Annotated in this window: 24 protein-coding genes; 11 read left to right on the top strand and 13 right to left on the bottom strand. The window is 68.3% G+C overall.

The genetic code is table 11. The features are described 5' to 3' along the window. Positions 1 to 106: 106 nt before the first annotated feature. Positions 107 to 2,800 carry a DNA mismatch repair protein MutS gene (gene mutS, locus C725_RS03390; protein WP_008600164.1) on the top strand — a complete coding sequence of 898 codons (2,694 nt, stop codon included), beginning with the start codon at positions 107 to 109 and terminating at the stop codon, positions 2,798 to 2,800. 3 nt (positions 2,801 to 2,803) lie between these two features. Here mutS and C725_RS03385 read toward each other — a convergent pair whose 3' ends face one another. Genes C725_RS03385 through C725_RS03375 form a run of 3 tightly spaced genes read right to left on the bottom strand, consistent with a single transcriptional unit; the run spans position 2,804 to position 6,688 of the window. Then, entirely contained in the window at positions 2,804 to 3,370 is a 567-nt protein-coding gene (locus C725_RS03385) for a hypothetical protein (RefSeq protein WP_008600162.1), read from the bottom strand. Then, positions 3,354 to 5,030, bottom strand: a complete 1,677-nt coding sequence (locus C725_RS03380; RefSeq protein WP_008600161.1) for a cation:proton antiporter domain-containing protein — start codon at positions 5,028 to 5,030, stop codon at positions 3,354 to 3,356. Before C725_RS03380 ends, C725_RS03385 begins: the two co-directional genes overlap by 17 nt. Continuing rightward, a complete protein-coding gene (locus C725_RS03375) occupies positions 5,030 to 6,688 on the bottom strand; it encodes an FAD-dependent oxidoreductase (protein WP_008600160.1) in 1,659 nt (552 codons plus the stop codon). The genes C725_RS03380 and C725_RS03375 overlap by 1 nt, the downstream gene beginning before the upstream one ends. Between C725_RS03375 and C725_RS03370 the strand changes: the two genes are divergently transcribed. The 8 genes from C725_RS03370 to C725_RS03335 all read left to right on the top strand — a co-directional run bounded on the left by C725_RS03370 (position 6,687) and on the right by C725_RS03335 (position 13,733). Next, positions 6,687 to 7,148: a GntR family transcriptional regulator gene (locus C725_RS03370; protein WP_008600158.1), complete on the top strand. Its 462-nt coding sequence runs from the start codon at positions 6,687 to 6,689 to the stop codon at positions 7,146 to 7,148. The genes C725_RS03375 and C725_RS03370 overlap by 2 nt on opposite strands. 124 nt (positions 7,149 to 7,272) lie before the next feature. Next, on the top strand, positions 7,273 to 7,782 hold the full coding sequence (gene msrB / locus C725_RS03365; protein WP_008600157.1) for a peptide-methionine (R)-S-oxide reductase MsrB: 510 nt from the start codon (positions 7,273 to 7,275) through the stop codon (positions 7,780 to 7,782). Beyond that, the gene (gene msrA, locus C725_RS03360) at positions 7,779 to 8,396 is read left to right on the top strand and encodes a peptide-methionine (S)-S-oxide reductase MsrA (protein WP_008600156.1); all 618 of its coding nucleotides are present in this window, start codon (positions 7,779 to 7,781) and stop codon (positions 8,394 to 8,396) included. The genes msrB and msrA overlap by 4 nt, the downstream gene beginning before the upstream one ends. A gap of 242 nt (positions 8,397 to 8,638) precedes the next feature. Continuing rightward, positions 8,639 to 9,190, top strand: a complete 552-nt coding sequence (locus C725_RS03355) for a F0F1 ATP synthase subunit delta (RefSeq protein ID WP_038281415.1) — start codon at positions 8,639 to 8,641, stop codon at positions 9,188 to 9,190. Beyond that, positions 9,190 to 10,719, top strand: a complete 1,530-nt coding sequence (gene atpA / locus C725_RS03350; RefSeq protein ID WP_008600154.1) for a F0F1 ATP synthase subunit alpha — start codon at positions 9,190 to 9,192, stop codon at positions 10,717 to 10,719. The genes C725_RS03355 and atpA overlap by 1 nt, the downstream gene beginning before the upstream one ends. A 72-nt stretch (positions 10,720 to 10,791) precedes the next feature. Beyond that, positions 10,792 to 11,670 (top strand): F0F1 ATP synthase subunit gamma, encoded by an 879-nt coding sequence (locus C725_RS03345; protein ID WP_008600153.1) that lies wholly within the window; start codon positions 10,792 to 10,794, stop codon positions 11,668 to 11,670. A gap of 20 nt (positions 11,671 to 11,690) precedes the next feature. After that, positions 11,691 to 13,145: a F0F1 ATP synthase subunit beta gene (gene atpD / locus C725_RS03340; protein ID WP_008600151.1), complete on the top strand. Its 1,455-nt coding sequence runs from the start codon at positions 11,691 to 11,693 to the stop codon at positions 13,143 to 13,145. Between the two features lie 186 nt (positions 13,146 to 13,331). Then, entirely contained in the window at positions 13,332 to 13,733 is a 402-nt protein-coding gene (locus C725_RS03335) for a F0F1 ATP synthase subunit epsilon (protein ID WP_008600149.1), read from the top strand. Positions 13,734 to 13,781: 48 nt separating this feature from the next. On the opposite strand, the gene C725_RS15190 is transcribed toward C725_RS03335, so the two are convergent. Then, positions 13,782 to 14,825: a phosphatase PAP2 family protein gene (locus tag C725_RS15190; protein ID WP_160165708.1), complete on the bottom strand. Its 1,044-nt coding sequence runs from the start codon at positions 14,823 to 14,825 to the stop codon at positions 13,782 to 13,784. Between the two features lie 156 nt (positions 14,826 to 14,981). On the opposite strand from C725_RS15190, the gene C725_RS15185 reads away from it, so the two are divergent. Then, positions 14,982 to 16,286, top strand: a complete 1,305-nt coding sequence (locus C725_RS15185; RefSeq protein WP_008600147.1) for an O-antigen ligase family protein — start codon at positions 14,982 to 14,984, stop codon at positions 16,284 to 16,286. Here the strand turns inward: C725_RS15185 and C725_RS03315 are convergent. The 7 genes from C725_RS03315 to argH all read right to left on the bottom strand — a co-directional run bounded on the left by C725_RS03315 (position 16,276) and on the right by argH (position 23,927). Continuing rightward, positions 16,276 to 16,980 (bottom strand): class I SAM-dependent methyltransferase, encoded by a 705-nt coding sequence (locus tag C725_RS03315; RefSeq protein WP_008600146.1) that lies wholly within the window; start codon positions 16,978 to 16,980, stop codon positions 16,276 to 16,278. The two genes, C725_RS15185 and C725_RS03315, sit on opposite strands and share 11 nt — an antisense overlap. 69 nt (positions 16,981 to 17,049) lie before the next feature. Continuing rightward, positions 17,050 to 17,799, bottom strand: a complete 750-nt coding sequence (locus tag C725_RS03310) for an esterase/lipase family protein (protein WP_008600145.1) — start codon at positions 17,797 to 17,799, stop codon at positions 17,050 to 17,052. A 5-nt stretch (positions 17,800 to 17,804) separates the two neighbouring features. Next, positions 17,805 to 18,668, bottom strand: a complete 864-nt coding sequence (gene galU, locus C725_RS03305) for a UTP--glucose-1-phosphate uridylyltransferase GalU (protein ID WP_008600144.1) — start codon at positions 18,666 to 18,668, stop codon at positions 17,805 to 17,807. Beyond that, on the bottom strand, positions 18,668 to 21,040 hold the full coding sequence (locus C725_RS03300; RefSeq protein ID WP_038281409.1) for a DUF4175 family protein: 2,373 nt from the start codon (positions 21,038 to 21,040) through the stop codon (positions 18,668 to 18,670). The genes galU and C725_RS03300 overlap by 1 nt, the downstream gene beginning before the upstream one ends. Next, positions 21,022 to 22,296, bottom strand: a complete 1,275-nt coding sequence (gene lysA, locus C725_RS03295) for a diaminopimelate decarboxylase (RefSeq protein WP_008600141.1) — start codon at positions 22,294 to 22,296, stop codon at positions 21,022 to 21,024. Before lysA ends, C725_RS03300 begins: the two co-directional genes overlap by 19 nt. 18 nt (positions 22,297 to 22,314) lie before the next feature. Then, positions 22,315 to 22,563: a hypothetical protein gene (locus C725_RS03290; protein ID WP_008600140.1), complete on the bottom strand. Its 249-nt coding sequence runs from the start codon at positions 22,561 to 22,563 to the stop codon at positions 22,315 to 22,317. Beyond that, positions 22,560 to 23,927, bottom strand: a complete 1,368-nt coding sequence (gene argH / locus C725_RS03285; RefSeq protein WP_038281579.1) for an argininosuccinate lyase — start codon at positions 23,925 to 23,927, stop codon at positions 22,560 to 22,562. Before argH ends, C725_RS03290 begins: the two co-directional genes overlap by 4 nt. 19 nt (positions 23,928 to 23,946) lie before the next feature. Between argH and C725_RS16625 the strand changes: the two genes are divergently transcribed. After that, positions 23,947 to 24,852: a redoxin family protein gene (locus C725_RS16625; protein WP_008600138.1), complete on the top strand. Its 906-nt coding sequence runs from the start codon at positions 23,947 to 23,949 to the stop codon at positions 24,850 to 24,852. A 214-nt stretch (positions 24,853 to 25,066) separates the two neighbouring features. Here the strand turns inward: C725_RS16625 and C725_RS03275 are convergent, their stop codons facing one another. Then, on the bottom strand, positions 25,067 to 25,711 hold the full coding sequence (locus C725_RS03275) for a DUF4136 domain-containing protein (RefSeq protein ID WP_008600137.1): 645 nt from the start codon (positions 25,709 to 25,711) through the stop codon (positions 25,067 to 25,069). A gap of 234 nt (positions 25,712 to 25,945) precedes the next feature. After that, positions 25,946 to 26,956 (bottom strand): tryptophan--tRNA ligase, encoded by a 1,011-nt coding sequence (gene trpS, locus C725_RS03270; protein ID WP_038281407.1) that lies wholly within the window; start codon positions 26,954 to 26,956, stop codon positions 25,946 to 25,948. Positions 26,957 to 26,998: the final 42 nt, after the last annotated feature.

The raw sequence follows: 26,998 nt of genomic DNA, 5'->3' as shown, positions 1-26,998 counted from the left end.
AGCCCGCCTGCCGGCAGGATGCGGGATGAGATCCTATTATGGAAGTCCGCGTGCGGGGTGACGTGCGTGATGACGGCGGCGGCGGCGGGGCCTATGAGCGCGCATCATGCCGACAGCGAAGACCAGCGCCTCCGATGCCGCCCCCGATACCGCGCCCGATACGGGCAAGAGCGATATGGCTGAAAAGACGGCACCGAAGGCGGCGGCCGCGTCGCCGATGATGCAGCAATTCCTGTCGCTGAAGGCGCAGGCGGGGGAGAGTGCGCTGCTGTTCTTTCGCATGGGCGATTTTTTCGAACTGTTCTTCGACGATGCCGTGCGGGCGGCCGCGGCGCTGGACATCGCGCTGACGAAGCGGGGCGAACATGCGGGCGAGCCGGTGCCGATGTGCGGCGTGCCGGCGCACAGCGCGGAAAGCTATCTGGCGCGCCTGATCGCCAAGGATTTCCGCGTCGCCATCGCCGATCAGGTCGAGGACCCGGCGGAAGCGAAGAAGCGCGGGTCGAAATCCGTCGTGCGGCGGGAAATCGTGCGCGTGGTGACGCCGGGCACGCTGACGGAGGAGGCGCTGCTGGATGCGCGGGCGGCCAATCATCTGGCGGCGCTGGCCGAAGTGGGCGGAGAACGCGCGCTCGCCTGGTGCGACATGTCGACGGGCGGCTTTCGCACCGCGCCCGTCACGCCGGATGCGCTGGGCGCGGAGCTGGCGCGCCTCGACCCGGCCGAACTGATCGTGGCGGAGGGGGCGGACGTGCCGGGCGAATGGCCGCTGACCCCGCTACCGAAGGGCGATTTCGATTCCGCGCGCGGCGAGGCGGCGCTGAAATCCCGCTTCGCCGTGGGCGCGCTGAAGGGATTGGGCGATTTCACGCGCGCGGAAATCGCCGCGGCCGGCGCGCTCCTTGCCTATGTCGAGGCGACGCAGATGGCCGCCGCCGTTCGCCTGCGCGCGCCCGAACGCGAATTGCCGGGGGGCTTCATGGCCATCGACGCCGCGACGCGCGAAAGCCTGGAGATCGCGCGCACGGCGAAGGGCGAGCGCAAGGGATCGCTGACCGGATGTCTGGACGAGACGCGCACGGCAGCGGGCGCGCGGCTGCTGGCGGCGGACATCGCCGCGCCGCTGACGGACCCGGCACGGATCGCGGCGCGGCTTGATCTGGTCGCCGCCTTCGAGGCGGGCGGCGCGGTGCGCGGGACATTGCGCGGGGATCTGAAGGCGGTGCCCGATCTGGAACGCGCGCTCGGCCGGCTGGCGGCGGGGCGCGGCAGTCCGCGCGACCTGGGGCAGCTGCGCGATGGGCTGATGCGCGCGGACGAGATTCGGGACCGGCTGGCCGTCGCGACGTTGCTGGGGCCGCCGCCGATGCTGGCCGACCTGCTCGCCGCGATCGGCCCGAATGGCGAACTGACGGGGAGGTTGAGCCGCGCGCTGGTGCCGGAGCCGGGCCTGTCGGTGAACGAGGGCGGCTTCGTCGCCGAGGGCTATGACGAGGCGCTGGACGAGCATCGCAGCCTGGCGAAGGACGCGCGCCGGCACATCGCCGCGCTGGAGGCGGAGTATCGAAGCGAAACCGGCGTCCAGACCCTGCGCGTGAAGCACAACAACGTCCTTGGCTATTTCATCGAGGTGGCCCCGAAACATGCCGATGCGCTGATGGCGGCGGACAGCCCCTATACGCACCGGCAGACGCTGGCGAACGCGGTGCGCTTCAATTCGGAAGCGCTGGCCGAACTGGCGACGCGAATCGCGCAGGCGCAGAGCCGCGCCCTGTCGCTGGAGGCGGAGCATTTCGCGGCGCTGCGCGAGAGCGTGGTGGCGCATGCGCCGGTCATCGAGCGCACGGCGGCGGCGCTGGCGCGGCTGGACGTGGCGGCGGGCCTTGCCGAACTGGCGGCGCGGCGCGGCTGGGTGCGGCCGGTGGTGGACGGCGGCCATGATTTCGCGGTCGAGAAGGGGCGCCATCCCGTGGTGGAGGCCGCGCTGCAGTCCGGCACCTTCGTTGCCAATGATTGCGACCTGTCGCGGGCGCAGCGTGCCTGGCTGGTGACGGGACCGAACATGGCCGGCAAGTCGACCTTTCTGCGGCAGAATGCGCTGATCGCCATCATGGCGCAGGCGGGCAGCTTCGTGCCGGCGGCCTCGGCCCGGATCGGCGTCGTCGACCGGCTGTTCAGCCGCGTCGGCGCGTCCGACAATCTGGCGGAGGGGCGCTCCACCTTCATGGTGGAGATGGTCGAGACGGCGGCCATCCTGCGGCAGGCGACGGACCGGTCGCTGGTCATCCTGGACGAGGTGGGGCGCGGCACGTCGACCTATGACGGCCTCGCCATCGCCTGGGCGGTGCTGGAATCGGTGCATGACGAACTTCGCGCCCGCTGCCTGTTCGCCAGCCATTACCACGAACTGACGGCGCTGGCGGAGCGGCTGGACGCGCTGGCGCTGGCGACGGTGCGGGTGCGCGAATGGAAGGGCGAGCTCGTGTTCCTGCACGAGGTCATCGCCGGCGCGGCGGACCGAAGCTATGGCCTTGCCGTGGCGCGGCTGGCGGGCATGCCGGACGGCGCGGTGAAGCGCGCGGGCGAGGTGCTGGCGAAACTCGAAAGCCGGCGCGCGGAGACGGGCGGGATCGCCGCCGGGCTGGAGGACCTGCCGCTGTTCTCGGCCAGTCGCGCTGCGGAAACGCCGGCCGCCGACCCCTTGCGCGAACGGTTGGGTGCGGTTCGGCCCGACGAACTGACCCCGCGCGCCGCGCTCGACCTGATCTACGAACTGCGCGGGCTGGCGGAGGAGGGGTAGAGGTCAGCGGATGCGCGTCGCCTGAGACGAGCGGCTGCCGACCGTCATGCGATAGCTGCCGGCAAAGCCGCGCTTGATGACCACCTCCTTGCCCGCGCGGACGCCGACAGGGATGCTTTCGTCCGCCCGCCAGACCTGCCCATTGTCGAGGTAGAGGATCCATTCGTCGCCGGACTGCCGGTCGGCGCGGGTGATGGTGGCGCTGATTTCGTCGAGCGCCTTGCCCTGATAGCCCTCGCCGGGGGCGAAATCCTCTCGCCCATAGGCCTCCTCGGCAGTGAGCTGGGCTTCGCGCTCGGCCTCCGCGGCGGCGCGTTCGGCGGCGAGGCGGGCCTCTTCGGCTGCGGCGCGGGCGGCGGCGGCCTCCTCTGCCCGGCGGGCGTCGATCTGCTGCGCCGCGTCCGGGCCGAGGCCGCGCGCGATCTCGTCGAAGCAGGCCAGCCGCTCCTCGCCCGCGACGATGACGGCGCAGCGCATCACGGCGTCCTCCGTCACCTGCGCGGCGGCCGGCGCGGCGAAGGCAACGGTGCCGGCCAGAAGGACGGCGGCGGTTTCAAGCGGCTTTGGCATCGAAATCCTCTTTGTCGTCATTGGCGCCGAGCGCATCCAGAACCGCCGCGATCAGGGCGCCGTGCCCCGTCTCGCCGCTGATATCGACCGGCAGCGCGCCGTTTTCGCGGATCATATCATGATGTTCCGCGCCGTCGAGCGCCACGAAGCGGGCGAGACCGGGCAGCCGCTCCTGCACCAGCGGCGACAGTTCGAGGACGCGCTCGACGCGCGGCGTGGTCAGCGCGATGGCGCGGCGGCGGGTGAGGGAGAGGACGTCCCAGCTGCGCGGATCGCCGCTGGTGGCGTAATGCACCTGGTAGCCGTCCGCGACGGCGGTTTCGAAGCGGTCGCGGTCGGGCTCCAGCGCCAGATAGTCGATCCCCACCTCCGTCAGGGCGTCGGCAAGCGCCCGGCCCGTCTCCGCCAGGCCGACGATGATGACGGGTGCGTCGTCGCCGGGCAGCTTCCTGTCGGCCGGACCCCGGCGCAGCTTTCCGGCGAGATTGCGGCCGAGGTTGGAGACGGCCGGGGTGAGGGCGAGGCTGAGCGCGATGGCGGCGACGAGGACGCCGACCGTCTGCGCACCGAGGAGGGCGGCGACGGCGGGAATGGCGAAGATCACCAGCGCGAATTCGGAGCCCTGGCCGAGCAGGAAGCCGAGCTGCACGGAGCCCGGCACCGACCAGCGGTTGAGACGTCCGGCAATGATGTTGAGCGCGCATTTGAGGGCGGTGAGGAGCAGCGCGGCGGCGATGACCAGTGGCCAGCTGCGCGCGAGCAGCGGAATGTCGAGCGACAGGCCCACGGTCATGAAGAAGAAGCCGAGGAACAGGCCGCGAAACGCCTCGATCTCCGTCTGGACGAGGACGCGATATCGCGATTCGGCCAGCGCGACGCCGCCGAGAAAGGCGCCGAGGGTGAGCGACAGGCCGGCAAGGCCCGTCGCCCAGCCGGCCGCGAGCGCCAGGAACAGCGCGGTGGCGGTATAAACCTCTCCAAGAGCGGTGCGCGAGATCAGCCGGAACAGCGGCTCCGTCAGGTAACGCGCGAAGAGCAGCGCGGCCATGAACGCCACGACCGCCTTCACGGCCGCCATGGCGAGCGCGGGCGCGAGCGCGGCGCCTCCGCCGGCCCCCGCCGCGAGCGCGCCCGCCACCACCAGAAGCGCGATGGCGGCGATGTCCTGAAAGATCAGGATGGACTGGGCGGCGCGGCCGACGGGACAATCCTCCTGATCGCGCTCCCGAATGATGCCGATGACGACTGCGGTCGAGGAGAGGCCGAGCGCGAAGCCGGTGATAAGGGCGGCGGGCAGGGGAAGGCCGGCGAGCACGGCAAGACCGGAAAAGCCGCCGCCGGCCACCAGCATCTGCAGCGCGCCGAAGCCGAAGATGTTGCCCGCCTCCTCGAGGATACGGCTGAGCGAGAAATGCATCCCGAGATTGAAGAGCAGGAACATGACGCCCGCTTCCGCCAGGGCGGAGACGATCGGACCCCGGAAGGCGGAGGCAAACCCGGCGGCGGCGATGGCCGCGCCGACCAGAATGTAACCCACGATCGGGCTGAGCCGCAGCGCCTTCGACGCGAGAGCGGACAGGATGCCGAGGCCGAGGAGCATGATCGCCGGTTGCAGCACCTGCACGACGCCGTGCGCGCCCGCTGCCGATTCGGCAGCCATCAGGAGGCGATGTCCGCCGGCGACAGGAACCGGTGCACGGCCTGAACGACGACCGAACCCTCTCCGACCCCGCTTGCCACGCGCTTCACCGAGCCGGAGCGGACATCGCCGACCGCGAAGATGCCCGGCCGGGATGTGGCATAGGGACTGTCCAGATTGGTGCCGCGCCCGCACTTGCCGGTCAGGATGAAGCCGCGCTCGTCGAGGGGCAGGCATCCGTCCAGCCAGTCGGTATTGGGCACGGCCCCGATCATCACGAACAGATTGCGGCAGGCAAGCGTCCGGACCACGCCGTCGCCGTTCGTCAGCGCGACCTCTTCGAGGCCGTCCCCGCCCGCAAGCCGGCAAACCTCCGTGTGCGTGTGGAGCGTGATGTTCGGCGCCGCGTCGATGCGCTGCACCAGATAATCCGACATGCTGGCGGCAAGGCCGCCCGAACGTACCGCGATGTGCACATGGCGGGCGAGGCGCGCGAGGAAGATGGCGGCCTGGCCGGCGCTGTTGCCGCCGCCGACGACCACGACCTCCTCGCCCGCGCAAAGCTCGGCCTCCATATTGGTGGCCGCATAGTGAATGCCCGCGCCCTCGAACCGGTCATACCCCTCGAGGGCGAGCCGCCGATAGCGCGCCCCGGGCGCGAGGATCACCGCCTGCGTGCGCACCGCCTCCCCGGTCGCCAGGCCGATGCTGTAGGGGACCGCCTCGCAGTCGAGGGACACCGCCTCCCGCGCGATCGCGAGATGGGCGCCGAACTTCTGCGCCTGCACCTGTGCGCGGCCGGCGAGCGCCTGACCGGAGATGCCGGTCGGGAAGCCGAGATAGTTCTCGATCTTCGAACTGGTGCCGGCCTGCCCGCCGGGGGCGTGGGTCTCCAGCGTCAGCACCTTCAGCCCCTCGGACGCGGCATAGACGGACGCGGCAAGACCGGCGGGACCCGCGCCAACGACGACAACGTCCCAGACATGATCCGCATCGAGCGGCTCGACGAGGCCCAGCGCGGCGGCAAGATGTGGATTGGCGGGATTCTTCAGCGGCGTGCGTTCGGCGATCACCACCGGCAGGTCATCGGCGCCGAGCGCGAAGCAGTCCAGAAAGCCCTCCGCGTCCGGATCGACGTCGGTATCGAGAAGCCGGAAGGGATAGCCGTTGCGCGACAGGAAACGCTGGATGCGCAGCGTGTCGGCGGCCCGGCCCGGCCCGATCAGCACGACACCGCCGCGCCGGTGGCGCATCATGCCGACGCGGCGCAGAATGAACGCCCGCATGATGATCTCGCCAATGTCGGGTTCGGCCTGGATCAGCTGCCGAAATTTCTGGCGCGGGACGGCCAGAACCTCCCCGTCCTCCACCATGCGCGCGGAAACGAGGGTCTTTCGGTCGTTGAAAAGATCGAGCTCCCCGGTGAACTGGCCGGCGCCGTGCAGCGTCAGCCGGCGCGCCTCTCCGCGATCCGTCTCGTCGAACGTCTCGCAGCCACCGGACAGGATCAGGAAGAAGCTGGCGCCGCGATCGCCGCGACGAAACAGCATGTCGCCGGCCCGGCAGGTGCGTCTGTCGCCGAATCGACAGAGCCTGGCGACCTTGTCCGAAGCGAGCGTCGGGTAGGTCTGCGCCTGCCGGACATAAGGGTCGTCCGGCGAAAGAGCATCCTCTGTCATGGTTTCGGGACCTGCCATCGACCGAACAGATAATGCGCGGCAGAAGGTCGCGCCAGCGCGAAGCGAGGGCGCGCTTGCGCGTGAGTTGCTGTGCTATTATCTTACTACAGTCATGTGGCAGACCGAACGACCCATCTATTTGCAGATTCGCGACCGCATTGCGGCGGGAATCATGGACGAGAATTTCCGCGTGGGCGAGGCGCTGCCCTCCGTTCGCGCGCTGGCCGCCAAGGAAGCGGTCAATCCGCTGACCGTCTCAAAGGCCTATCAGGAACTGCAGGCGGCAGGCCTGGTCGAGGCACGCCGCGGATTGGGCCTGTTCGTCGTGGCCGGCGCGCGCGAACAGCTGGTGAGCGACGAGCGGCGCAGCTTCCTGACGGGGGACTGGCCGCGCATCCACGCGCATGTTCGGCGTCTGGGCCTTAGCGTCGAGGATCTGATGGCGAGCGAGGACGCCTGAACCAGCCCCCGCCGGCGCGGCTTCATGTTTCGGCTCCGCCCGCGGGCGGGCGGCGCCGCGAGGGAAAATCTGCATCCGAACACGTATCCGTTTCGTTCCTTCGGGAAAGATGAGGGAGAAGCGGGTGCAGGCCGAACGCATGCAATTCACGAGACGCGGCATTCTGGGCGCCGGCGCCGGTCTGTGCGCTGCAGCCGCGGCATGGCCCGTGCGCGCCGGATCGGTGGCAAAGGGCGATTTTCCGGTTTCCCACTCCGAGCGGGAGTGGCGGGAGATGCTGACCGAAGCGGAGTATCATGTGCTGCGCGAGGCGGGCACGGAACGCGCCTTTACCAGCCCCCTGAACGACGAGAAGCGGCGCGGCGTCTTTCACTGCGCCGGCTGCGACAACCGGGTCTATACGTCCGTGACCAAGTTCGAATCCGGCACCGGCTGGCCGAGCTTCTATGCGCCGGTGATGGGCGCGGTCGGCACCATGAAGGACGACAGCCTGCTCATGAGCCGCACGGAGGTTCACTGCGCGCGCTGCGGCAGCCACCTCGGCCATGTCTTTGACGACGGGCCGCCGCCCACGGGGAAGCGCCACTGCATCAATGGCGTCGCCCTGACGTTCAGGCCGGTGCCGAAGGCATGATCCCCGTCTTTCGCCTCGCCGCGGCCGGCGCGCTCGCGCTGACCGCCACCGCCACCGCCGCGCTTGCCGCAAGCGGCGGCGTCCCGGAGGGCGCGCCAGAGGAACGCGCTTATTTTGCGATGGGCTGTTTCTGGTGCGCCGAAGCCGACTTCGAAAAGCTGCCCGGCGTCTATGAGGCGGTGTCCGGCTATGCGGGCGGGACGGTGCCGGAACCCACGTACGAACAGGTAACCGCAGGCGGCACCGGCCATTACGAATCGGTACGCGTCAGCTACGATCCCAGAAAGCTGACCTACCAGGATCTGCTGGATGTCTTCTGGCACAATATCGATCCGTTCGATGCCGAGGGGCAGTTCTGCGACAAGGGCGACAGCTACCGATCGGCCATCTTTCCCACGACTGCCGAGGAACGGCGACTGGCGACCGAATCGAAGCGCGTGGTGACGGAAGCGTTGGGACGACCGGTCGCGACCGAAATCGTCTCGACGCGCCATTTCTATCCGGCCGAACCCTATCATCAGGATTATTACCGAAAGAATCCGCTGCGTTATAAATTCTATCGCACCACCTGCGGCCGCGACGGCCGACTGGCGGAGGTCTGGGGCGGGGGGTAGGCCCGCGAACGCGGTCCGACGACGTGCCGTGCCCGGGGCGCGGCGACTCCCTCACGACTTGCTTTGACGGCCCCCGTTTGCTAGCCGGGGCGCCGTTGGAGCGGAAGGGTGCCATGTCTCTCGTATGGAGGCGGCGCCCTATTTCTTATGCGCTTCGGCAATCGACTCACTCAGACTGCCGGACGACGGGCTTGACGAAACGGGGCGTGGTATAGGGCGTGGACACGATTAGCTCTGCAAATATGGGAAGCGTTGTGCACGGCCTTGGCGGCCGTTACGCCACTGCGCTTTACGAACTCGCCCGCGAAGAGAAGCGCGAGGCGGAGGTCGAGGCCAGCATGACGACGCTGAAGGCGGCGCTGGCCGATTCGAACGAGCTGCGCGCGCTCATCTCCTCGCCGCTGCTGGGGCGCGAGGAGGCCGCGCGCGCGATGGAGGCGGTCGCAGGGCGGCTGGGCCTCCATCCGCTGGTCGTGAAGTTCCTGGGCGTCCTGGCGCGCAACCGGCGCCTGGCCGCATTGCCGCAGATCATCCGCGCCTATCAGACGCTGGCGGCCGCCGCGCGCGGAGAGATCACCGCCGAGGTGACCTCTGCCCATCCGCTGACCGCGACGCAGGAGGATGCGTTGAAGGCGCAGCTTCGCGCGCGCTATCGCCAGGACGTGGCGCTCGACACCCGCGTCGATCCCGACATTCTGGGCGGGCTGATCGTCAAGGTCGGCAGCCGCCTCATCGATTCCTCACTGAAGACCAAGCTCGACAATATCGGTCGGGCCATGAAAGGCGCAGCATAATGGACATTCGCCCGTCTGAGATTTCCGACGTCATCAAGCAGCAGATCGCCGATTTCGGCACCGAAGCGCAGGTTTCGGAGGTCGGCGAAGTGCTGTCGGTCGGCGACGGCATCGCCCGCGTGTACGGCCTCGACCAGGTGCAGGCCGGCGAGATGGTCGAGTTTCCCGGCGGCATCAAGGGCATGGCGCTGAACCTGGAAAGCGACAATGTCGGCGTCGTCATCTTCGGCTCCGACGCTGGTATCAAAGAAGGCGACACGGTTCGCCGCACCGGTGAGATCGTCGACGTGCCGGTCGGCCGTGGCCTGCTGGGGCGCGTCGTTGACGGTCTGGGCAACCCGATCGACGGCAAGGGGCCGATCGAGAATGTCGAGCGCAAGCTGGTCGAGGTGAAGGCGCCGGGTATCATCCCGCGCAAGTCGGTGCACGAGCCGATGCAGACAGGCCTGAAGGCCGTCGACGCGCTCGTCCCCATCGGTCGCGGCCAGCGCGAGCTGATCATCGGCGACCGCCAGACCGGCAAGTCCGCCGTCGCGGTCGATGCGATCATCAACCAGAAGGGCGTGAACGCCGGCGACGACGAATCGAAGAAGCTGTACTGCGTCTATGTCGCAATCGGCCAGAAGCGCTCCACGGTCGCGCAGCTCGTCCGCGCGCTGGAGGAAAACGGCGCGATGGAATATTCCATCATCGTCGCCGCCACCGCGTCCGAGCCGGCGCCGCTGCAGTATCTGGCGCCCTATACCGGCTGCGCCATGGCGGAATATTTCCGCGACAACGGCATGCACTCGCTGATCGTTTATGACGATCTGTCGAAGCAGGCCGTGGCCTATCGCCAGATGTCGCTGCTGCTGCGCCGTCCGCCGGGCCGCGAAGCCTATCCGGGCGACGTTTTCTACCTGCACAGCCGCCTGCTGGAGCGGGCCGCGAAGCTGAACGAGGCGAACGGCGCGGGTTCGATGACCGCGCTGCCGATCATCGAGACGCAGGCCGGCGACGTGTCCGCCTATATTCCGACGAACGTCATCTCGATCACCGACGGCCAGATCTTCCTGGAGACGGAGCTGTTCTATCAGGGCATCCGTCCGGCCATCAACGTGGGCCTGTCAGTCAGCCGCGTCGGCGGTGCCGCGCAAACCAAGGCGATGAAGAAGGTCGCGGGCTCCATCAAGCTGGATCTGGCGCAGTACCGCGAAATGGCGGCCTTCGCGCAGTTCGGTTCGGACCTCGACCCGTCGACGCAGAAGCTGCTGAACCGCGGCGCGCGCCTGACGGAGCTGCTGAAGCAGGGCCAGTATTCGCCGATGCCGGTCGAGGAGCAGGTCGTCTCCATCTTCGCCGGCGTCGAGGGGTATCTGGACGGCATCCCGACGGACGACGTCACCCGCTTCGAAAGCGCGTTCCTCACCGACATGCGGGCGAACCACAAGGATGTGCTGGACTCGATCCGCACGTCCGGCAAGCTGGAGGACGACACGGTGAAGTCGCTGCACGAAATCCTGAAGGAATTCACGCGCACCTTCGCCTGATCCATCCGGACCATCGCCGCCCCGGCCCGCTGCCGGGGCGGCGCCACGAAGTAGGAAGCCGACCGAAGCCACATGGCCAGCCTGAAGACCCTCAAGAACCGGATCTCCTCGGTCAAATCGACCCAGAAGATCACCAAGGCGAAGAAGATGGTCGCCGCCGCGAAGCTGCGCCGTGCGCAGGAAGCGGCCGAGGCGGCGCGTCCCTATGCCGAGAAGATGGGCGAGGTGATGGCCTCGCTGAGCCAGCGCATCACGCCGGGGCCGGGGGCCTCCCCGCTCCTCGTGGGCACGGGCAAGGCGGACGTGCACCTGCTGGTCGTCGCGACCTCCGACCGCGGCCTTGCCGGCGCGTTCAACGCGAACATCGTCAAGCGCGCGCGCCAGACGGCCGACAAGCTGATCGCCGCCGGCAAGGAGGTGAAGTTCTACCTGATCGGCAAGAAGGGCCGCGCGGTCATCAACCGCATCTATCCGGGCCGCATCGTGCATTTCCAGGACTTCGCCGACGTGAAGAACGTCGATTTCCTATATGCCCGCCGCGTGGGGCAGGATCTCGTCGCCCGCTTCCGTGAGGGCGAGTTCGACGTGGCGCACTATTTCTTCTCGAAATTCCAGAGCGCGCTCGTCCAGCAGCCGACCGAGCAGCAGATCATCCCCGTGCCGGTATCCTCCGACGCCGATGCGGAGCGCGCGACGGGGCCGATCGAGTACGAGCCGTCCGAAGAGGCGATCCTCGACGAGCTGCTGCCGCGTAACGTCGCGGTGCAGATCTTCAAGGGGCTGCTCGAGAACGCCGCATCGGAGCAGGGCGCCTCGATGACCGCCATGGACAATGCCACGCGCAATGCCGGCGACCTGATCAACACCCTCACCATCCAGTATAACCGTACCCGCCAGGCCGTCATCACGACCGAGCTGGTGGAGATCATTTCCGGCGCCGAAGCGCTGTAGACCGCAAGGAACTGAAGAGCATGGCAACGCAGCCCACCACGAACAATATCGGCCGCATCGCTCAGGTGATCGGCGCCGTCGTCGACGTGCAGTTCGACACCGAGCTGCCGGAAATCCTGTCGGCACTGGAAACGCAGAACAATGGCAAGCGCCTCGTCCTGGAGGTTGCGCAGCACCTTGGCGAGAACATGGTCCGCACCATCGCCATGGACGGCACGGACGGCCTGGTTCGCGGTCAGGAAGTGACCGACACGGGCGCGCAGATCCTGATGCCGGTCGGCCCGGAAACGCTCGGCCGCATCATGAACGTCGTCGGCGAGCCGATCGACGAGCGCGGCCCTATCGGCGCGAAGCAGCGGGCGCCGATCCACGCCGAAGCGCCGCTGTTCATCGACCAGTCCACCGAAACCTCCATCCTGGTGACGGGCATCAAGGTCATCGACCTTCTCGCCCCCTATGCGAAGGGCGGCAAGATCGGCCTGTTCGGCGGCGCGGGCGTCGGCAAGACCGTGCTGATCCAGGAGCTGATCAACAACATCGCAAAGGGCCATGGCGGCACCTCCGTCTTCGCGGGCGTCGGCGAGCGCACGCGCGAGGGCAACGACCTCTATCACGAGTTCCTGGATGCGGGCGTCATCGCGAAGGACGCTGAAGGTAACGCCATTTCCGAAGGCTCCAAGGTCGCGCTGGTCTACGGCCAGATGAACGAGCCGCCGGGTGCCCGTGCGCGCGTCGCGCTGTCCGGCCTCGCCATCGCGGAATATTTTCGCGACCAGGAGAATCAGGACGTGCTGTTCTTCGTCGACAACATCTTCCGCTTCACGCAGGCGGGCTCCGAAGTGTCGGCGCTCCTCGGCCGCATCCCATCCGCCGTGGGCTATCAGCCGACGCTGGCCACCGACATGGGCAATCTGCAGGAGCGCATTACCTCGACGAACAAGGGGTCGATCACGTCCGTGCAGGCCATCTACGTGCCGGCCGACGATCTGACCGACCCGGCGCCCGCCACCTCCTTCGCCCACCTCGACGCGACGACGGTTCTCAACCGCGCGATTTCGGAACTGGGTATCTACCCGGCGGTCGATCCGCTCGATTCCACCAGCCGCGTTCTGGAGCCGCGCACCGTCGGTCAGGAGCATTACGAGACGGCCCGCGCCGTTCAGGAAATCCTGCAGAAATACAAATCGCTGCAGGACATCATCGCCATTCTGGGCATGGACGAACTGTCCGAGGAGGACAAGCTGACCGTTGCCCGCGCGCGCAAGATTCAGCGATTCCTGTCGCAGCCGTTCCACGTTGCGGAGGTGTTCACCAACATCCCCGGCAAGTTCGTGGATCTGGAGGACACGATCCGCAGCTTCAAGGAAGTTGTCGAGGGCAAGCACGACGACCTGCCGGAAAGCGCATTCTACATGGTCGGCGGCATCGACGAAGCGCGCGAGAAGGCGCGCAAGATGGCGGCCGACGCGGCGTAACACATGGCGGGGGCGGGTCGCGGCCCGCTCCCCGTCATGCTGGGGAGAGGGACGGCGCCCGCCACGTCAAGCAGGCGCCGCCCAACTCCCACGGTCCCGCAGCCGCCGCGCGGCGGGGCGCACTCAACCCAGGCCGCTGCACCCGGCAGACGGGCGCGGCGGCGGCATGAATAGGCACGGATAACGATGGCGCTTCAGTTCGAACTCGTCAGCCCGGAAAAGCAGCTGCGGTCGGGAACGGTCCACCAGGTGGTCGTGCCGGGCGCCGAGGGCGATTTCGCCGTGCTGGAGGGCCATGCGCCGATGATGTCGACCATCCGCGCCGGCGCGATCGAGGTCTACGAGGCCGCCGGCGGCCCGGCCGAGCGCATCTTCATCGAGGGCGGTTTTGCCGAGGTGAACGAAACGGGCCTGACGATCCTTGCAGAGCGGGCCGAGCCGGTCGCGAACATCGATGCCGAGCAGTTGACCGCCGAGATCGAGCGCGCCGAGCAGCGCCTCGCCCGCGCCGACAATGACAGCGAGCGTGCCCAGGCCGAAAAGCGCCTGAACACCCTGCGCACGAAGCGAGACGTCGCCGCGAACTGAAGCCTCTTCGCGCGATCCGAGACCGCTGTTTCTTCCGGCGGGCCTCCCTCAGACCTTCAGCACCTCCGCCCGGCGTCTGCTATCCTCGTCGGGGTAAAGACAATGTGCGGCCCAGATGGAAAAGGCAGCCAGCGCAGCCCCGGCGGGCAGGTCGACGATATAATGCCAGCGCGTTGCGACCGCCTCCATCAGGATGAAGCCGAAGGCCGGCAGATAGAGGACGACGAGGCCCGGCAGATAGCGCCAGGCGAAGTAGAGAAAGACCGCTGACGCCGCCGTGTGCAGCGATGGCATGGCGGCGAGGCCGCCGGTCAGGATATGCTCAGCGTTCAGGTTGAGCCAGCTCGCCCCCTGGTGCCGGATGGCCTGATGCGCGGCAAGCATGTCCGCCTGGGTTTCGGTGGCGAGCGCGTTCGCCCCCTCCTGATAGATAAAAGGTCCCACGGCCGGGGCAACCAGATAGGCAAGGCCGCCGAGTCCCTGCACCAGGAAGGAGGAGAGGACGAGCCGGCGAAACACGAGCGGGCTTTGCACCGCGTGCAGGATATAGCTGAAGTAGAACATCAGCACGAAGCCGAACAGATACCAGCTGTCGATATTGCCGAACGCCGATTGCAGCCAGTTGTGGCCGGCATAGGCAAGCGCAATGACCGGCTGCATCGCCCTGTCCGTCTGCCAGTAGACATCGTCCCAGGCCGCGGGATTGAGCACCGGAATCCATAGCTTCAGATTGAAATGCAGGACGAGCAGCAGCAGGTAGGCTGCGAAGACGAGCGCGTAATACAGGATCTCGCCTGAGCGACGCTGGACGAACAGCACCCCGGCCCAGATGCCCATTGTCGCAACCGGCACCAGATAGTGTATTCCGAAAATCGCGAGCGTCGCAGCGCCGGGAAGGGCGATGGACACACCATGCGTGATGGCAAGGGCGACGCCGATAAGCGTCAGCAGGGCAACGAAGGTCAGTTCCGGTCCCGCATATCGCTGCCACCGCGCGCGCCAATGGGAATGACGAGCGTCCGCCCCGGAGATGCCGAATTGAGCGGCCTCTTGCGGCGTCCGGCGTTCGAACCTGACTGCGTGCATCGGCATTGTCCCGTCTACTGCGGGGGCGCTCGGCGCGCATCCCGCTCGTTCCGGGGTTAGTCGCCGCGTCGTAAAGGCGGTCTTAACGACGAGGGGGAATGGTTTACCGGTCCGCAAGAGTTGTTGGATAAAAAGAGTGCGCGGAAGGCGGAGAGGACGCACGTGCAGACCAGACCAGGGATCGGCGATTTCTCCGCGCGGCGGCTTCGCGGGATCAAAATTGATCCCAGCGCGCAGATGCGGATCATCGTCCTGTCGGCGCCGCTGCTCTTCGCGATCATGTCCTGGGACCTGTGGCAATCGGCGGGGAACGTCTCGATCCTGAAATTCTTTTCCGTGCCAGTGCTGTTTGCGGAGTTCCTGGTCGTTCTGCGCGCCCATGCGAGCGGATTCGGGCTTCGGGAGCTATGGGCGTTGTTGCCGCGCCGGGCAGCGGTGAGCGCGGCCGCCTTGTTCCTGCTGGCCGGCGCGAGTTTGCTGCGTCCGGGTCCCGGAACGATCATCGGCCTCTTGGAACTGGCGAGTTGGTGCCTGCATGGTCTGTTCGGGCTGTCCTGCTATGCGATCCTGACCCGCTCCGCCGGGGCATCGGGCGAGACCGACCGGCAGCTATGGGCGGGAATCGCTGCGGCGCTGTTGCCGTTCTGCGTCTTGGTCATCGCTTTTGCCGTGCGTGCGCTCAGCGTACCGGATTTCGATTGGGGCCACTTCGGTCTTGCCAGCACGAACGTGCGGCATCTGGGCTATTATTCGCTCGTCGGAGCAACGCTTTCCATTGGCCTGGCTGTAACGGCGGGCGGCAGGTGTCAGACGATGCTTTGGATCTTGGCGGCCGGAATTCTTTTGGGACTTAGCATTTGGTCGGGGTCCCGAGGTCCGCTTGCCGCTTTCGCGATGAGCCTGGTCGCGGGTGCCATGCTTTTGCGGCGCGCAAGGCGCCTGCGCCTGTTCGCCATCGCGGCGGGCGGTGTGCTCGTCGCTGTGCCAATCGCCGCAATATGGACGCCCCCGGCGCCGCAATATGGCCTTGCGCGTATTGTTGGGTCGATTGGTCCAGAGCGGCAGCAAAGTGTGGACGCGCTGAGTTCGGGCCGGGTAACGCTGTGGAAGAGATCGGGCGAAGCGATTGCGAAGCGCCCCCTGTTTGGACATGGACAGGGGCGCTTCCGGCGGGCGCTCGCGGACAATGCATTCAATCATCCGCACAATGTGATGCTTCAAACTGCCTTTCAGTGGGGCGCGGTCGGTGCCGCGCCGTTTCTGGCCTTGTTGCTGTGGGCGTTGACGAAAGCGGGCAAAGCGGCGTGGAAATCGGGCGAGCGGGCGTTGCCGCCGATCATGATGATCGCAGGGCTTCTGACAATGTCGCTATATGACGGCGCAATGTTCTATCCCTACCCGCTCATGATGCTGGTGCTGGGCATGACGGCCTTGATTGCAAGAGATGCGCTAGGCGTCAGCGAATGATGCTGGTGTGGTCCGGGTAGGGCTTGGCGAAGGCGGGGCCGAAGTGGCGGGTTTCCCGCAGGCCGGATCGGGTCAGCGCCTCCCGGATGCCGGCGCGGTAGCGGGGGCGGGCGCTGTCGTCGAACAGGATCATGCCGCCGGGCGCAAGGTGCGGCAGCGCGCGGTGCAGACAGGCGACGCGCTCGCGGCCGTCGACAACGATCAGGTCGTACTGGCCGCCGACCTCTGCAATGCTCTCGGCGAAGGGTCCGCCGCCCGCGCGGACGGGGCGGACGACGAGCCGCGTGTCGCCATAGGGTTCGAGCCGGGGCGCGAGCGCATCGGCCCATTCCTGAAACGGTTCGGCGCTGACGACATGCGCGGCCCGGCGGGCGAGCCAGACGGTGGAAGCGCCGCTGCCGAATTCGAAGACGCGCGGGGCCTCCCTTTCCGCGAGGAAGCGGTCGACAGCGAGCGCGGCCTGGCGGTTCCACCAGGGCACATCCACCTCAATCATGCGCGGCAGGTCGCAAATGGCGAGCTGGCTGGCGCGAAAGGCGGTCCAGCTGGATAGCGGCGCTGCCGCGCCGCGGGCGAGGAGCGCCCGGCCCTTTGGCGTGTGGCCGCGCTCATGCGCCCAGCGGACGTACCCGGATTTCAGATTGTCGAACCAGGAGGCGGCGCGGGCACGCTCGCCCAGATAAACGGTCAGCATCGGTGTAAGGGTCGTCCTGCTGCGGGCGGGCAGCCCAGGTTGCATGCGGCGTGTTCTAAGCGGCGTGTTCTAAAGCGGCGACGCGGCGTGTCCCGCGCCATCGGTCGTATAGGGCGCCCACTCCCCCTCGACCTGTGCCAGACGGTCGGCGGCAATGGCAAGCACCTCTGCGCTCCAGACGAGCCCTATGTGCGTCGAGTCGACGCGGATCGTCTCGTGGCGCGCGCCGCAGCCAATATCGGCGCAGCCCGGCGAAACGATGCCATCCTCCTCCGAATAGATCGAGGTGACGGGAACGGGCGGTAGGGTTTCCAGGTCGATATCGATGGGCGGATCGTCGATGGCGTGGCGATTCAGCCGCTCGTAGGTGCGCCAGGCATTGGTGGCGTGCAGATCGCCCATGCAGGGCGTGCCGGCCGTGATGACGAGGCGCACGCAGTCGGGGCGGCGCTTCGCCACCTCCCGCGCGAAAAGGCCGCCGAGGCTCCAGCCGAACAGGCTGGCGGGGCGACCGGCCGCGCGCGTCACCGCGACGAGCTGCGAGCGGATTTCCGACAGGGTGTCGGGTTTGAGGCCGAGATTCTGGCCCAGCCCCCAGCCATGCACCTCGTAGCCGAGGCCCGCGAGCCGGCTGCGCAGCGCCTGCGTTGTCAGGTCCGAGCCGAGAAGCCCCGGATAGACGATGACGGGATGGCCGTCGCCGCGCGGCAGGTACGCGTCGGCCGCCGCGCCCGCGCCGCTCCACAGGAAGCTGGCAAGCGCCCCGAGGGCGCGTATCTCTCCAAGATACTTTCCGAGCGGCGGCGGCGCGGCGGCCATGCGGCCTATCCCAGGCGTTCGGCCGCGAAGGCGCGCACGGCGGGCGCGATGTCGTCCCGCGCGAGGGCAAGGGCGAGGGTGGCGTTGACGAAGCTGGCCTTGTCGCCGCAATCGTGCCGCTCCCCCTCGAAGGTGAAGGCGTGGAAGGGCTGCGTGCCGATCATGGCGGCCATGGCGTCGGTCAGCTGGATCTCCCCGCCGGCACCGGTTTCCTGATCCTTCAGGATCTCCATCACCTGCGGCTGCAGGATGTAGCGACCGGGCAGCATGAGGTTGGAGGGCGCATCTTCCGGCTTCGGCTTCTCGACGAGGCCCTTCACCTCCGTCAGGGCGCCGTCGCGGGCGCCGGGGTCGACCACGCCGTACTTGTAGGTTTCGGCCGGATCGACCTCCAGAGCGCAAACGATGTTGCCGCCGACCTTCTCATAAGCGTCCATCATCTGCTTCAGGCAGCCGGGCTGGCCGACCAGAAGCTCGTCGGGCAGGATGACGGCGAACGGCTCGTCGCCGACGACGGAGCGCGCGCACCAGACGGCATGACCGAGGCCGAGCGGTTCCTGCTGGCGGACATAGGCGATGCGGCCGGGCCCGAGGCGCGTGCCGGCGAGCGCGCTCTTGTCCTTGCCGCGCGAATCCATGGTCGCCTCGAGCTCGTAGGCGATGTCGAAATGATCCTCGATGGCGGACTTGCCGCGCCCGGTGACGAAAACGAGCTGTTCGATGCCGGCCTCCAGCGCCTCCTCCACGGCATATTGGATGAGCGGTTTGTCGACGACGGGCAGCATCTCCTTCGGCACTGCCTTGGTGGCGGGCAGGAAGCGGGTGCCGAGGCCGGCGACGGGGAAAACGGCGGTACGAACCTTTTGCATCAAAACCTCTTTAATAGCCTGAGATAATAGGAGCGTTCCGCCTCACTACGCGAGGGGTCCGCGGCGCGTTCCTCCAAAATCCTGCGAATTTCCTGCACACGGCGCATCCGCTGCTCGTCCGGGATCGTCACATTGCCCATGCCGAAGCCCTGGCCTGGGCGGCCGAGGGGATCGACGCCGCTGCCGGACTGGCCGGGCTGCGGCAGGCCGCCCGCCGCCTGCCGCGCCATCTGCTCGGCCTGCTGCTGCAGCTTGTCGCTGGCCTCGCCCAGCTTGCGCAGCGCCTCGCTTTGCGCCTGCGCGGCCGTGGCGGCGTCGCCATCCCCAAGCGCGCGGGCAGCGGCGCGCATGGCGGCGCGCGCCTCCCCCAACTCGCCCGGCACCCCGGCGCCGAGCGCCTCCATTTCCCGCGCGGCGGCGCCGACCATCTCGCCGATTTCCTCCTGCTGCCCGCCAAGCGCCTCCAGCATGGCCTCGTCCTCGCGAATCGCCTGGCGCACCGCCTCGGCGATCGTATCGTCCCGCAGCTGGCCCTGCTGCGCCTCCGCCTGCCGCAGCTTGTCGGCGGCCTCCCGCATCGCTTCCGCGCGCATGGCGGCCTGCGGATCGGGGGCGGAGGCGCCGAACTGGATGGATTCCATCAGGCCGCGCAGGTTCTGCAGCGCCTGCTGCGCGCCCTCCGTGTCGCCGGCAGCGAGGCGGTCCTTCAGATCCTCCATCATCGCCTGCAGGAAGCTGGTGTCGACGCTGGGCGCCATGTTCTGCATCGCTGCGGCGGCGGGCGGGACCTCCCCAGCCTTCATCGCCGCCTCGATCTGGCGGCGCAGATACTCGCCCATGGCGTTTTCGAGCTGGCGCGTCAGTTCCGCGAGCAGTTCGTCGTCGCCCGAGTCCGCCTGCTGCATGAGGCGCTCCATGGCCGCGCGCAGATCCTCCAGCGCCCGGCTGGTGCCGCCATCCTCAAGATCGGACGCCACGTCCCACAGAATGTCGGCCACCTGGGGACGAGCGGTTTCCTCCGGCGAGTGCAGCAGGCGCCACGCGGCGCTGCGCAGACCGACGAAAATGTCCGTGCGCTCGTCGAAGCTCTCCGGGCGAACCGCGATTTCCGTCAGGTCGCGCACGACCCGGCTGATCGCATCCCCCTGCATCAGCCGCTTTCGGATGGCGATGATCCGGCGGGCCACCGGATCGGTGAACGTCTTTACCGGCAGTTCGACGAGAAGGGGCGGAGAGCGGCCGATATTGCCCGCCCCGTCGGCGGCGATCAGTGTCAGCCGCGCCCGCTCCCCGGCACGTGGATCGGCGCTGAGGTCGGCGAAGACCCGGCCGGTGCCGGGCTGGATCGCCTCCGCCAGCGAATAGGTGCGCGCCGGCGCCCGGCCGCCGCTCACCTCCAGCGCCAGCGAGAGCGTACCGTGATCATCCGTCAGCCGGTAGCCGAGCGACAGAGCGCCGGTCGCGTTGCGGACCGGGTCGCCGTCGAACCGCACCTCCGGCACGCCGTCGCTGGCGAGGCCAATGCGCAAGGCGGCGAGGGTGCGCCCGCCGTCCGTGACGATGCGCCAGACGCCGCCGCGGCGCGGGACGAAGGCGGGATCGACGCGCGTCCCGGCCGGGGACAGGATATGCCAGTCGCCCGGGCCGGCGAGCCGTTCGATCTCGATGCGGCCGCCGGACAGAAGCTCTATGGCGCGCGTGCCGCCGCCGGTGAGTTCGAACTGCCGCGCGGGGCCGGGCGCATAGTCCGGCGGCGCGACCTCTCCCCGGAAACTATAGGCGGTGAGCGGCACGGCCCATGGCGAGAAGGCGCGTTCTAGGCGGGAGGGGGCCTCACGACCCGCAAGCACGAGGCCGAGCAGCGTGAGGGCGGACAGGCCCACAAGAGCGGCGCGCAGGTCGCCGGAAAGCTGCGGGCGCGGCAGGCCGATGCGCGGCGGGCGGCGGGCAGCATCGGCCTGAGCGCGGCGCCAAAGCGCGGCGCCGATGTCCCCCTCCACCGCGGCCGGGGCGGCGCCGGTGAAGCTGGTGGAGCCGAGAAGGAGGCCGCCACCACGGTCGAGGCGCGCGAAGACGTCCTGCCGGCGGGGCAGGGCGATGCGGATCGCCGCCCGCAGGACAGCCGCGGCGCTCGTCAGGATCAGCGCGGCGAACAGCGCGATGCGCAGTCCCCCGGGAAGGGCGCCGAGGACGCCGGTCAGCGCCAGCGCCGTCCACCCGAGCCAAAGCGCGGCCGTCCAGCCGATTTCGGCGGCGAACGCACGCTCCGCCCAGATGACGACCGCGGCGGGAAGCAGGCGGCGCAGCGCGGCCGGGCGAAGGCCGTCACCGCCCTGCCGCCGCGCCTCCATCGTCACCGCGTGCGTATCCATTCCGGTATGCTGTCGGCGGCGATCAGCTCCTCATAGGAGCGGCGCGCCCGGATCACCGACCAGTCCGCGCCCGACACCATCACCTCCGGCGCGAGGAGACGGGTGTTGTAAGTCGATGCCATGGTGGCACTGTAGGCGCCTGCCGTGCGAAAGACGAGAAGGTCCCCGGCGTCCACCCTGTCCATTCCGCGCTGCTGCGCGAAGGTGTCGCCGCTTTCGCAGACCGGACCGACGATGTCGGCGGTGAATGTCTCGCCGCCGGGCTGAACTGCGGAAATCTGGTGATAGGCGTCGTAGAGCGCCGGTCGCATCAAATCGTTCATGGCCGCATCGACGATGACGAAGCGGCGCTCGCCATTCTGCTTCAGTCGGACGACCCGGGATACAAGGACGCCGGCATTGCCGGTGATGAGGCGCCCGGGTTCGAAGACCAGGCGCACGTCCCAGCCCGCGGCTGTACGCTGGACCATCTCGCCATAGGCTTTCGGCAGCGGCGGCTCCGGATCGCCGGGGGCGTAGGGGATGCCGAGGCCGCCGCCCAGATCTGCGGTGCGGATGTCGTGCCCGTCGGCGCGCAGATCGGCGATCAGCGCGCCGACGTGACCGAACGCGGTTTCCAGCGGCGCCAGGTCTGTCAGCTGGCTGCCGATGTGCACCGCGACGCCGGCCAGGTCGATATGCCCAAGGCTTCGGGCATGGGCGAAGGCGTCCCGCGCCGTGTCGATGGGAATGCCAAACTTGTTTTCCGCCCGGCCAGTGGAAATCTTCGCATGCGTGCCGGCGTCGACATCGGGATTGACGCGGAAGGCGGCGCGTGCGGGGCGACCGGCGGCCTGCGCGGCGGCCGACAACATGTCCGCCTCAGACAGGGATTCGAGGTTGAACTGGAAAATGCCGGCGGCAAGCGCGGCGTCCATTTCCGCCCGCGTCTTGCCGACGCCGGAAAAGACGATCCGGTCAGCCGGGACGCCGGCGGCGAGCGCGCGCTTCATTTCGCCGAGGGAGACGACGTCGGCGCCCGCCCCCTCCGCCGCGAGGGCGGCGATCACGGCCTGATTGGGGTTCGCCTTCACGGCATAGGCGACGAGGGGGGGCGCATTGCCGGCCTGTGCCACAGCCTCCGCAAAGACACGGTAATGCCGCTGAAGCGTGGAAAGGGAATAGCAGTAGAAGGGCGTACCGACCTGGTCCGCGATGGCGGGCAGGCTGACATCCTCGGCGTGGAGGACGCCGTCCTTCAGTTCGAAATGGTTCATGAGTCCGGTCGCGCTCTTCTAGGTCGGCGGCAGGTCGAAGGGGTCGTCCTCGCGCAGTTCCGACTCCTTCACCGGATCGTCGAGGCGCTCGGGGGCAGCTTGCGGCGGCGGCGTCAGCATCCGCTCGACGGTCGGCGCTTCGCTTGCGCCCACCATGGCCGGCGCAGGATTTCCATCCGGCCATTTCAGCGAGCCGGTCGAGCCGCAGGCGGAAAGGCCGGCGAGGAGCAGCAGGGCAAGCGTCGCATGGGACGCGGCGCGGATCATGTCAGTTCCTTTCTCGCCTCGGCGACGCGGGCGCGTACCTGATCGGGCGCGGTGCCGCCATAGCTGGTACGGCTGGCGGCCGAGCGTTCCACCGAAAGCACCCCGAATATGCGCTCGTCTATGCGTTCGTCCAAGCCCCTTAGCGTGTCCAGCGGCAATTCGGCGAGGGTGCAGCCCGCCGCGTCGGCGGCGGCGACGGCGCGGCCGGTGATGTGATGCGCGTCGCGGAACGGTACGTCCGCCTCCCGCACCAGCCAGTCGGCAAGGTCGGTGGCGGTGGAGTGGCCCGCGCCGGCGACCGCACCCATGCGGGCGGGAACGAAGTCGATATCGCGGATCATGCCCGTCATGGCGGCAAGCGACAGGATCAGCGTGTCGTGCGCCTCGAAAACCGGGGCCTTATCCTCTTGCATGTCCTTGGCGTAGGCGAGCGGCAGACCCTTCATCATCGTGGCGAGCCGGGTGACGGCGGCCAGCAGCGTGCCGGGCTTGGCGCGGATCAGCTCGGCGGCGTCCGGGTTGCGCTTTTGCGGCATGATGGAACTGCCGGTCGAGAAGCTGTCGGGCAGCGTCACGAAGCCGTAGGGCTGCGAGGCCCAGATGACGATCTCCTCCGCAAGGCGGGACAGATGCAGGGACAGCTGCAGGCCGGCGGAGGCGAACTCCAGCGCGAAATCGCGGTCGCTGACGGCATCGAGGCTGTTGCGTGTCGGGGCGTCGAACCCCAGCGCGCGCGCGGTCATCTGCCGGTCCACCGGGAAACCGGTGCCGGCGAGCGCGGCGCTGCCGAGCGGCGATTCGTTCAGGCGGCGGCGGCAATCGGCGAAGCGGCCGCGATCGCGGCGCAGCATCTCGTAATAGGCCATCAGGTGGTGACCGAGCGTCACCGGCTGCGCGCCCTGAAGATGCGTGAAGCCGGGCATCAGCGTATCCGCATGTTCCTCGCTTCGCGTCAGCAGCGCATCCTGCATGGCCGCGATGCCCGCATCGACGCGGTCCGCCGCCGCGCGGGTCCACAGGCGAAAATCGGTCGCCACCTGATCGTTGCGCGACCGGGCGGTGTGCAGGCGGCCGGCGACGGGACCGAGCCTCTGCCGCAGCTTCGCCTCCACATGCATGTGGATGTCCTCGAGCGCCAGATCCTCCTCGATCGGGCCCTGCGACCATTCGTCCGCGATCTCCTGCAGTCCCGCGTCTATTTTGGCGGCATCCGCGCGGCTGACGATGCCGGTTTCGGCCAGCATGGCGAGATGTGCGCGGCTGGCCGCGATGTCCTCTCGCCACATGCGCTTGTCCGTGCCGATGGAGGCATTTATCTCCTGCATGATCGCGGCCGGCCCTTCTGCGAAGCGGCCGCCCCACATGCTGTTGGAGCCCTCTGCCATGCGTATACCTCTTCTTCTTGTCGCCGCCGGTGCCGTGCTGGGCGTCGCCGCCTGCGACGCCCCCGCAGGCGATAGGGAAGGCGCTGGCGAGCCGCAAGCGCCGGGCGCACCCGCCGTGCCCAATGGCGAGCCCGACCGGGGCAAGGCCGGAACGCCGGCGCCCGACGTGACATTGCTGCGCGAGGATGGCGGCCCCTCCACGCTGGCGGCCTTTCGCGGCACGCCGGTGCTCGTGAATTTGTGGGCGACCTGGTGCGCCCCCTGCGTCGCGGAACTGCCCGCGCTCGACCGGCTGGCGGAGGCGCAGGGCTACGACCTGACGGTGCTCGCCGTCAGCCAGGACATGGAGGGGTGGCAGGCGGTGCGGCCATTCCTGAAGCGGACGCCTCTGGAGCATGTTACCGTGCTGGCGGACCCGGACGGGGAGCTTGGCTCTGCGTTGGGCGTGGCAGGATTGCCGCTGACGGTCCTTTACGACGAGGCGGGGAAGGAAGTCTGGCGCGTCGCGGGACCGCGCGAGTGGGACGAGGAGGGCGGCCTGCCCCCCGTGCGGACGGAAAATGCGGACGCGGCCGGACAGGGCGCTGCCGACCGGGCGCTGTCGGCCAAGGGCGCTGCCTATGTGGCGCGCGGGCAGGAGCCGGGATGGCTGCTGACGGTAACACCGGGGGAATCGGTGCAGGTAGAGGCGGATTACGGCGCAGTGAAGATGGCGTTTCCGGCGCCGGCGGAGGCACCCGGCGAGGCGCCGTTCACGCTGGAGCAGCAGAACGAGGGGCATCGGCTGGCGGTGACGGTCAGCGACGAACCGTGCGAGGATTCAATGAGCGGGCGGGATTATCCGAACAGCGTGACGATGGTACTGGACGGGAAGACATATGCGGGCTGCGGCGGGCCCGTCTGAGCTGGGCGGTCCTGAACAACGTCGTCGCCCCTGCGAAGGCAGGAGGGGCATTTCGGTGCGGATGCACCGGGGGGATAAAAAGGAGGTGGGCCCCTGCCTACGCAGGGGCGACGTTTAGAAACGGTGGGGTGTGGATGACCGTTTCTAGCAAGACCCCCGGCCCCTGAAACCGGCGGGGCCGCTCCGGGTTGGAGCGGCCCGCGCATGGTCTCGCTTAGCGGCGGTCTTCCTCGGGCACCTTCACGGTGATGGTGCGGCCGTTCATGCCGGGGAAGTCGGTGAACATCGCCGTCACCAGATCGGGCACGATTTCCGGCAGGTTGTCGTCGCGCGTGGCGGCGACGGCCCGCCCCTCGAACAGCGGCTCCCCGCCCGGGCGGCGGATGTCGAGGTCGAGATAGGAATTGTAGACCGTGTAGCTGTAGACGTCGCGGTCGGCAAACCCGCCGCCGTAGAAGAACGGGTCGTAGCCCCAGCCCCGGCCGTACCAGCCGCCATAGCCGCCCCACCAGGGATTGCCCCAGCCGCCATAGCCGAAGCCCATGCGGCCGCTGGGGCGGGACGCGATCTTCTCACGCGGATTGCCGACGCCATAGGCCATCGAGACGACCATGGAGGCGCCGTCGGCGCTCGCCACTTCGCGGTAGCCCTCCTCGACCAGTTCGCCGGCGATGAGACGCGCATAGTTCTGGAATTCGAGGCTGTTGTTCAGCGATTCGTCGGCCGGCACGATGGCGAAGGTCTCGCCGGTGGGTGCGGGCAGGCGCTGGAACCGGCTGACATCGGCGGTAAACGGCGTCGTGCACGCGGCGGTGAGGGTTAGTGCGGCGCCAAGAACGGCGCCCTTCAGAATATTCATATCGGTCAAGCTCCCACGCACGAAGTACGTTTGTTCAACTGTCTTTGCGTTCGTTTGTGCCGGAAATACGTTGAACAAACACTGAACGGATGCACCCTGCGCGGAATTGTCGTCGGCGGCACCGGCACTGGCAGCGGCACTGGCGTTGCGAACCGCGCAGGACGGGTGTCTGCTCCAGGCGTGCGTCCCGGCTTTCGCCGAAGCGACGCAAACGTGGAGGTTCCGCCGCGAGCGTCAACCGCGCAGGAAGCCGACGGCGCGCTTCGTTTCTTCAAGGATCGGCGCGGCGATGGCGTCGGCTCTTGCCGCCCCTTCCCGAAGGATGCGGTCGAGCGCGCCCTTGTCGGCCTTCAGTTCGCGGAAGCGGGCCGTGACGGGGGCGAGCGTTTCCGCCGCCAGTTCGCCGAGAGCGGGCTTGAAGACGCCGAAACCCTGACCGCCGAACTCCTTGAGGACGTCCGCATCGGTCTTGCCGGCGAGAGCGGCGTAGATGTTGACGAGGTTCTTCGCCTCCGGCCGCCCGGCAAGGCCCGCCGGTTCGGAGGGGAGGGCGTCTGCGTCGGTCTTCGCCTTCTTCACCTTGCGCATGATCGCGTCCGCATCGTCGGTCATGGCGATGCGGCTCATGTCGGACGGGTCGGATTTCGACATCTTGGCCGTGCCGTCGCGCAGGCTCATGACGCGGGTGGCCGGCCCCTGGATCAGCGGTTCGGGCAGGGGGAAGAAATCCTCGCCGCCTCCAAAGTCCTGATTGAAGCGGATGGCGATGTCGCGCGCCAGCTCCAGATGCTGCTTCTGGTCCTCGCCCACCGGCACGGCCTGCGCCCGGTAACCGAGAATGTCGGCGGCCATGAGAATGGGGTAGGTGTAGAGGCCGACGGACGCGCCCTCCCGGTCCTTGCCCTTCTTGTCCTTGTACTGCGTCATGCGGTCCAGCCAGCCGACGCGCGCGACGCAGCTGAGGATCCAGGTGAGCTGCGCGTGCATGGGCACGGCCGACTGGTGGAACAGGATCGCGCGCTGGGGGTCGATGCCGCTGGCGAGGAGGGCGGCCGTCAGCTCCCGCGTCTGCGCGGCGAGCTGCTTCGGGTCGTGCCGCATGGTGATGGCGTGCATGTCGACGACGCAGAACAGGCATTCGTGCGTGTCCTGCATGGCGACCCAGTTGACGATCGCGCCGAGATAATTGCCGAGGTGCAGGTTGCCGGTGGGCTGGATGCCCGAAAAAACGCGCGTCTTGGTCATGCGCGGTCCTTTGGAAAGGTTTGCCGCGCCGGTCAACCGGGC

Origin of the sequence: Pacificimonas flava (genome assembly GCF_000342165.1) — a bacterium.
In the GTDB taxonomy this organism is placed as follows: Bacteria; Pseudomonadota; Alphaproteobacteria; order Sphingomonadales; family Sphingomonadaceae; genus Pacificimonas; species Pacificimonas flava.
Note: the sequence above shows the minus strand (reverse complement) of the source record. Positions and strands in the feature narration are given on the sequence as shown.

Coding starts and splice junctions, on each gene's coding strand:
- C725_RS16625 (WP_008600138.1), top strand. CDS start 23,947: ATGCGTATACCTCTTCTTCTTGTCGCCGCCGGTGCCGTGCTGGGCGTC.
- C725_RS03315 (WP_008600146.1), bottom strand. CDS start 16,980: ATGCTGACCGTTTATCTGGGCGAGCGTGCCCGCGCCGCCTCCTGGTTC.
- C725_RS03335 (WP_008600149.1), top strand. CDS start 13,332: ATGGCGCTTCAGTTCGAACTCGTCAGCCCGGAAAAGCAGCTGCGGTCG.
- C725_RS03370 (WP_008600158.1), top strand. CDS start 6,687: ATGGTTTCGGGACCTGCCATCGACCGAACAGATAATGCGCGGCAGAAG.
- lysA (WP_008600141.1), bottom strand. CDS start 22,296: ATGAACCATTTCGAACTGAAGGACGGCGTCCTCCACGCCGAGGATGTC.
- trpS (WP_038281407.1), bottom strand. CDS start 26,956: ATGACCAAGACGCGCGTTTTTTCGGGCATCCAGCCCACCGGCAACCTG.
- C725_RS03345 (WP_008600153.1), top strand. CDS start 10,792: ATGGCCAGCCTGAAGACCCTCAAGAACCGGATCTCCTCGGTCAAATCG.
- C725_RS03380 (WP_008600161.1), bottom strand. CDS start 5,030: ATGGCTGCCGAATCGGCAGCGGGCGCGCACGGCGTCGTGCAGGTGCTG.
- atpA (WP_008600154.1), top strand. CDS start 9,190: ATGGACATTCGCCCGTCTGAGATTTCCGACGTCATCAAGCAGCAGATC.
- C725_RS03275 (WP_008600137.1), bottom strand. CDS start 25,711: ATGAATATTCTGAAGGGCGCCGTTCTTGGCGCCGCACTAACCCTCACC.
- atpD (WP_008600151.1), top strand. CDS start 11,691: ATGGCAACGCAGCCCACCACGAACAATATCGGCCGCATCGCTCAGGTG.
- msrA (WP_008600156.1), top strand. CDS start 7,779: ATGATCCCCGTCTTTCGCCTCGCCGCGGCCGGCGCGCTCGCGCTGACC.
- galU (WP_008600144.1), bottom strand. CDS start 18,668: ATGCAAAAGGTTCGTACCGCCGTTTTCCCCGTCGCCGGCCTCGGCACC.
- C725_RS03290 (WP_008600140.1), bottom strand. CDS start 22,563: ATGATCCGCGCCGCGTCCCATGCGACGCTTGCCCTGCTGCTCCTCGCC.
- C725_RS15190 (WP_160165708.1), bottom strand. CDS start 14,825: ATGCCGATGCACGCAGTCAGGTTCGAACGCCGGACGCCGCAAGAGGCC.
- C725_RS03300 (WP_038281409.1), bottom strand. CDS start 21,040: ATGGATACGCACGCGGTGACGATGGAGGCGCGGCGGCAGGGCGGTGAC.
- C725_RS03355 (WP_038281415.1), top strand. CDS start 8,639: ATGGGAAGCGTTGTGCACGGCCTTGGCGGCCGTTACGCCACTGCGCTT.
- argH (WP_038281579.1), bottom strand. CDS start 23,927: ATGTGGGGCGGCCGCTTCGCAGAAGGGCCGGCCGCGATCATGCAGGAG.
- C725_RS03310 (WP_008600145.1), bottom strand. CDS start 17,799: ATGGCCGCCGCGCCGCCGCCGCTCGGAAAGTATCTTGGAGAGATACGC.
- C725_RS03375 (WP_008600160.1), bottom strand. CDS start 6,688: ATGACAGAGGATGCTCTTTCGCCGGACGACCCTTATGTCCGGCAGGCG.
- mutS (WP_008600164.1), top strand. CDS start 107: ATGCCGACAGCGAAGACCAGCGCCTCCGATGCCGCCCCCGATACCGCG.
- C725_RS03385 (WP_008600162.1), bottom strand. CDS start 3,370: ATGCCAAAGCCGCTTGAAACCGCCGCCGTCCTTCTGGCCGGCACCGTT.